Source organism: Draconibacterium orientale (genome assembly GCF_900111425.1).
Lineage (GTDB): Bacteria > Bacteroidota > Bacteroidia > Bacteroidales > Prolixibacteraceae > Draconibacterium > Draconibacterium orientale.
The window spans coordinates 1-5,146 of sequence record NZ_FOHT01000070.1 but is presented as its reverse complement, the minus strand read 5'-3'; the positions used below and the strand labels follow the sequence as shown (position 1 = coordinate 5,146).

The window sequence follows — 5,146 nt, the reverse complement described above, 5'->3', positions numbered from 1 at the left end:
GTGCTGTGAAAGTAAATAGGTTCATCTATATCGTTTTAACTACCTTAAAGATAATGAAATAAATCAAATTATGAGTATTTACGGATATTCAATATCTTTAATATTATATAATCATTAGTGGACAGCGATTTCATTCAATCCCTCATATTAAAAGAACAGGTAATAGGTAGCTGATGAGCTAAATGTTACCTGTTTTTTGTTTTACCCCTTTCGCAGAAACTCAAAAGGAGTGTTCTCATTGCAACTGCTATCTTTGTACTACCAAAAACAAAAACCAAAATGATCGATTTTATAATAGATAAGCAGAAATGTACCCAATGTGGTTTGTGCGCTGCCGATTGCCCAACACTGGTAATCAACCCAAAAAGTGAATACCCTGAAATAAAAGAAGGCAAAGAAGCGCTGTGTATAAAATGTCAGCATTGTTTGGCGATTTGTCCAACTGGTGCACTGTCAATCTTGGGGAAGAAGCCGGAAGACAGCATTCCGGTTAAAAAGAATATTGTCGATCCGGAGGCACTGGCGCAGCTGGTGAAAACACGCCGCTCGATCAGAAAATTCAAAGCCGATGAGTTGGCGCCTGAATTTATTCACGAATTGCTGGAAACAGCCGCTTATGCGCCAACCGGGCACAACAAAAATGCGGTGCTGCTATCGGTAGTCGATAACAAGAATGATCTGGCAAAATTTAGAGAACATGCATATGCCGGTATCAAAAAGGCTTCCGACGAAGGAAAACTTCCTGCACCGATGGCATTTATGAACGATTTTCAGCGTTTGTGGTACAGCAAACAAATTGATGTTGTTTTCCGCAATGCTCCGCATTTATTGATTGCATCAGCACCAAAAACAATTGCCACGCCCGAAACCGATGGCACCATTGCTTTAAGCTATTTCGAACTGCTGGCCAACAGTAACGGCATCGGAACGCTGTGGAATGGTTTTGTAAAATGGATAATTCGCGATATCGTTCCTGAATTAGGACGGAAAATTGGTCTTCCCGAAGATCATGTAATCGCAGGTGTGTTGCTTTTCGGAAAACCCGCCGTGAAATATGCACGCTCTGTTCAAAGCGAAGGACTGCACCTGAACCGGATTAAACTGCAGTAAAATTGAAATTGCCGGAGGTATAAAGTTTATCTTTTAAATAAGTGGTTATATTTGCCTCCTTAACACAATAGCCGCAAAAGGTATTGTGGACAAACTAAAAACTAAATCAGAAAAATTATGCATGCCACTTAATGGCAATGCCGTTTTATTTATGGAAAAACGACGAGTTGTAATTACCGGGCTTGGAGCACTTACGCCTATCGGAAATAATATTAACGAATTTTGGAAAAATGCAGTGGCCGGAACCAGCGGTGCAGCACTTATTACCAAATTCGATACATCTAATTTTAAAACAAAATTTGCCTGCGAGCTCAAAGAGTTTGATGCAAAGGAACATCTCGACCGGTCGGATATTAAATGTACCGACCTGTTTTCGCAATACGCGCTGGTTACCACCTGCGAAGCTTTGAGGGATAGTGGCCTGGATCTGGCAAGCATCGATCCGTACGACATTGGCGTGATATGGGGCTCGGGCCAGGGAGGCATGGACTATTACGAAAAAGAAGCAAAAGTTTATGCCCAAACCGGCATTCCTCGTTTTAGTCCGATGTTGGGGCCAAAAACCCTTATAAATATGGCATCGGGAATGATTTCGCTAAAGTATGGTCTGAAAGGAATGAGCTTTACCACATCGTCGGCTTGTGCCACCTCGAACACGGCAATTATGGATGCCTACAGCTACATAAAACTGGGAAAAGCCAAGGTTTTTGTAACCGGAGGATCGGAAGCCGGGATTATTGAAATGGGAATCGGTGGTTTTAATTCCATGCGTGCTTTGTCAGTAAACAACGAGCACTCTGAGCTGGCATCGCGGCCGTTTGATGTAAACCGCGATGGCTTTGTGATGGGAGAGGGCGCAGGAACGCTGATTCTGGAAGATTACGAACACGCCAAAAAACGTGGTGCAAAAATTTATGCCGAAATTGTTGGCGCTGCCATGACTTCGGATGCCTACCATGTAGCTGCATCGCATCCCGATGGCGAAGGCGCTGCCAAATCGATGGAGTTGGCATTATACGAGGCCGGAATAAAACCCGATGAGGTGGATTACCTGAATGCGCACGCAACATCGACACCCATTGGCGATATCAGCGAAATAAATGCGGTGCGCCGCTTGTTTGGCGAAAATCCGCAGAACCTGAAAATCGGTGCATCAAAATCGATGACGGGCCATTTGTTGGGAGCTGCCGGAGCCGTTGAATCGATTCTTTGTATAAAAGCCATCGAAAACGGAATAATCCCACCTACGATCAATACCACCGTTATCGATCCTTTAATTCCGGACACGATAAATATTGTTACCGGAGAAAGTATTCATGCCAAAGTTGATGTGGCTATTACCAACAGTTTTGGTTTTGGCGGGCATAATGCTACTTTGGTGTTTAAAAAGTGGGTGGAATAGGTTGCACGCAGAGTTCGCAGATAACCGCTGATTTATTTCATCCGTGTAATTCTGCGAAATCTGCGAGAAACTATTTCTGTGCTTCCTGTAAGCGGAAAATATCGTACTGTTTCCGGTCGTATGGATAATCCCAGCAACCCATTCGGTGGTACAGATTGCCGCCAAAACCTTTTTTGTAAATATGCACACCGTGTAAAGGGTGACTGCTGTCTAGGTTAGGTGCCGAGCCAAACATATCGTATTCGGTGCAACCCCATTCTTTCGAGATGCGTATCGACTCCCATTGCAGCGCATAACTGGCCATTAAATTGTCTTTACACGAGGTGGAGGCGCCATACAAATAGGTGCCGCGTTTTCGCGATAATACCAAAAACATCGACGACAGAAAACGCCCGTCAATATCGGCCATTAGCATTTTTACTGTTACGCCGTTTTTGCTGTTGTCCTGGTTTTTCAAAATCGACGAAAAATACTCCTGACTTTGCATAGCCATGTTATGACGTATGGCCGTATCGTAATACAATTTATACCAGTCGCCAATTTGCTCCAGCCCGTATTCGCGCACCCGAATCCCTTTTTTATTGGCCTTGCGTACGTTGTAGCGGGTATTGTAGCGCATGTTGTACATTAACTCCTGCTCGTTTAAAGTAAGGTCGAGAAAGAAGGTATTTTTTGGCAGGTTGTCCTCGATACTCTTCTTTACATTACCGGTAACGGTGTTAAAATTTAGCCGGTATTCCTGTGTATGGGCGGGTGGCGGACCAATCCAGTTTCCCTGCTCATCAAAATAATCATCTTCGGCGGCCCACTGGTTTTCCCAGGTCAGGTCGTAACGGATAAAAATACAGTTAGCAGGCAGGTGCGGTCGTATCGATTCGGATAACTGCTCTAAAAGCAGCCCCTGGTTTTCAAAGGTGGGTTCCATTTTCGGGCCATACGGAACATAGGCAAAACAAGCATTGGGGTTTACATACTTGATGAGTACCAGCAAATCTTCGCCTTTTTTCTCCAGCGAATTGGCGCTGGTAACCAATAAATCGCGCGAAATAGTGAGCTCAAAACCTTTCGGAATAAAACCCTGGTTGCGTTTTATACGGCCCCAAAAAGTGGTTTGTGGTAAAATGTTTGTTGTCTGAAGTTCCTCAATGTCTTTCTTCGCCAGCTCGCAAATCATACTTCCCTGATTATAATTTTGTTTTGGCCCGCGAAACTATACAAATCATTAGCGAATAAAAATTGTGGAGGGGTGATTTTTAAGAAGTTAAACTTGAGATAACATGCTGTTTAGGCTGCTAAGTGCTCGATGATTTCATAATTAATCTTATCATTCTAGGTGTTTTTATGATGTCTCCATCCTGTTTAGGAATAGTAGATGAGATCCGGAGGATTTATAGAAAAACATTGTTTGAGATGATTAAATATGGGATGTTGCCTTATGTGCATCCCTTTTTTCTAACCAAGTAGCTCTTGCGGACTACTCTAAAAAGTAGCGGACTTTCAGTCCTTTGCCAGCTGAGGGGTAAAGCCCCGGCACATTATAGCATCGTCCGTAAGGGCGATGATTACGGATTGAATAGCAGAATTGGCTTTTTCCCACCGGGCTAAAACCACGGTGCAAAAATTAAAATTCAATTCCCTTACGCGCCTGCACACCTTTTTGGTAGTAGTGTTTTACTTCTTTCATTTCGGTAACCAGGTCGGCCAGTTCAATAATTTCGTCGGGAGCATAACGGCCGGTAAGCACCAGCTCCAGGTTGGCGGGTTTGTTGGTAATCAACTCAATTACTGCTTCAATAGAAATGAGTTTATAATGCAGCGCAATAAAAATTTCATCAAGAATAATTAAATCGTAGCGCTCCGATTTAACCAGCACTGCAATTTCATTTAAACCATGTTGAGTCGCTTCAATATCAGCATCAGTAGGCTCTTTTACAATAAAACATCCGCGGCCGTATTGTTTTAAATCAACCTCAGGGAGATAGTTTTCTATGGCTTTAATTTCCGAGTAAGGCTTTCCTTTAACAAATTGTGCGATAAATACTTTTTTCTCGGCTCCTGAGGCCCGCAAAGCCAGTCCAAACGCTGCTGTTGTTTTGCCTTTTCCGTTTCCGGTGTATATGTGTACGTAACCTTTCATTGTCTGTGATTTGTTTTTTGGTAAAAGTAGTTTCTTTCGGAGGGTTTTAAAAATAATTGTGATTGGAGAAGAAATGTATTAACCAGAATTAAATGCTTTACCTTTTTGTCCCTGATGTAAAGTACGGGATTTGGCTGTGGCCGATTTTCAATTCGCAAGCTCAACTGTCGGCATTTTCCCTTAAGAAGGGAAAATGGTTTTTGGGATTAGCAGATATGAGGTTTGATTCGGTAGCTGAAATTTGCTATAGTTAGTGTTAGCCGGCTCCCCTTGTTGAGGGGAGCTCCCGAAAGGCTGTATGTTTGTAAAAGTGCATAAGCATCCAAGTTTTGTAAATTAGTTTTTGCGAAACAAAAAAGATGAACACTTATGCAAGGGAAAGTTAAAACAATTAGTTTTCATGGACAAAACATTTATATAGGAATCGATGCCCATTTAAAAAATTGGACAGTAACGGCAATGACTGAAAATAGTTTAACCAAGACGATATCACAAAA

Annotated in this window: 4 protein-coding genes; 2 read left to right on the top strand and 2 right to left on the bottom strand. The window is 42.6% G+C overall.

Features of this window, described 5'->3' with window-relative positions:
• Positions 1 to 279 precede the first annotated feature (279 nt).
• Positions 280 to 1,110 carry a nitroreductase family protein gene (locus BMW53_RS20395; protein ID WP_038560044.1) on the top strand — a complete coding sequence of 277 codons (831 nt, stop codon included), beginning with the start codon at positions 280 to 282 and terminating at the stop codon, positions 1,108 to 1,110.
• A 121-nt stretch (positions 1,111 to 1,231) separates the two neighbouring features.
• Positions 1,232 to 2,512 carry a beta-ketoacyl-ACP synthase II gene (fabF, locus tag BMW53_RS20390; RefSeq protein WP_245749077.1) on the top strand — a complete coding sequence of 427 codons (1,281 nt, stop codon included), beginning with the start codon at positions 1,232 to 1,234 and terminating at the stop codon, positions 2,510 to 2,512.
• Between the two features lie 70 nt (positions 2,513 to 2,582).
• Here the strand turns inward: fabF and BMW53_RS20385 are convergent, their stop codons facing one another.
• Positions 2,583 to 3,686, bottom strand: coding sequence for a lipid II:glycine glycyltransferase FemX (locus BMW53_RS20385; protein WP_038560049.1), 1,104 nt, complete (start codon positions 3,684 to 3,686; stop codon positions 2,583 to 2,585).
• Positions 3,687 to 4,133: 447 nt separating this feature from the next.
• A complete protein-coding gene (cobO, locus tag BMW53_RS20380) occupies positions 4,134 to 4,703 on the bottom strand; it encodes a cob(I)yrinic acid a,c-diamide adenosyltransferase (protein WP_256999162.1) in 570 nt (189 codons plus the stop codon).
• Positions 4,704 to 5,146: the final 443 nt, after the last annotated feature.

Excerpts from the sequence above, each read along its gene's own strand:
- BMW53_RS20395 (WP_038560044.1), top strand. The coding sequence starts at position 280 with ATGATCGATTTTATAATAGATAAGCAGAAATGTACCCAATGTGGTTTG.
- fabF (WP_245749077.1), top strand. The coding sequence starts at position 1,232 with ATGCCACTTAATGGCAATGCCGTTTTATTTATGGAAAAACGACGAGTT.
- BMW53_RS20385 (WP_038560049.1), bottom strand. The coding sequence starts at position 3,686 with ATGATTTGCGAGCTGGCGAAGAAAGACATTGAGGAACTTCAGACAACA.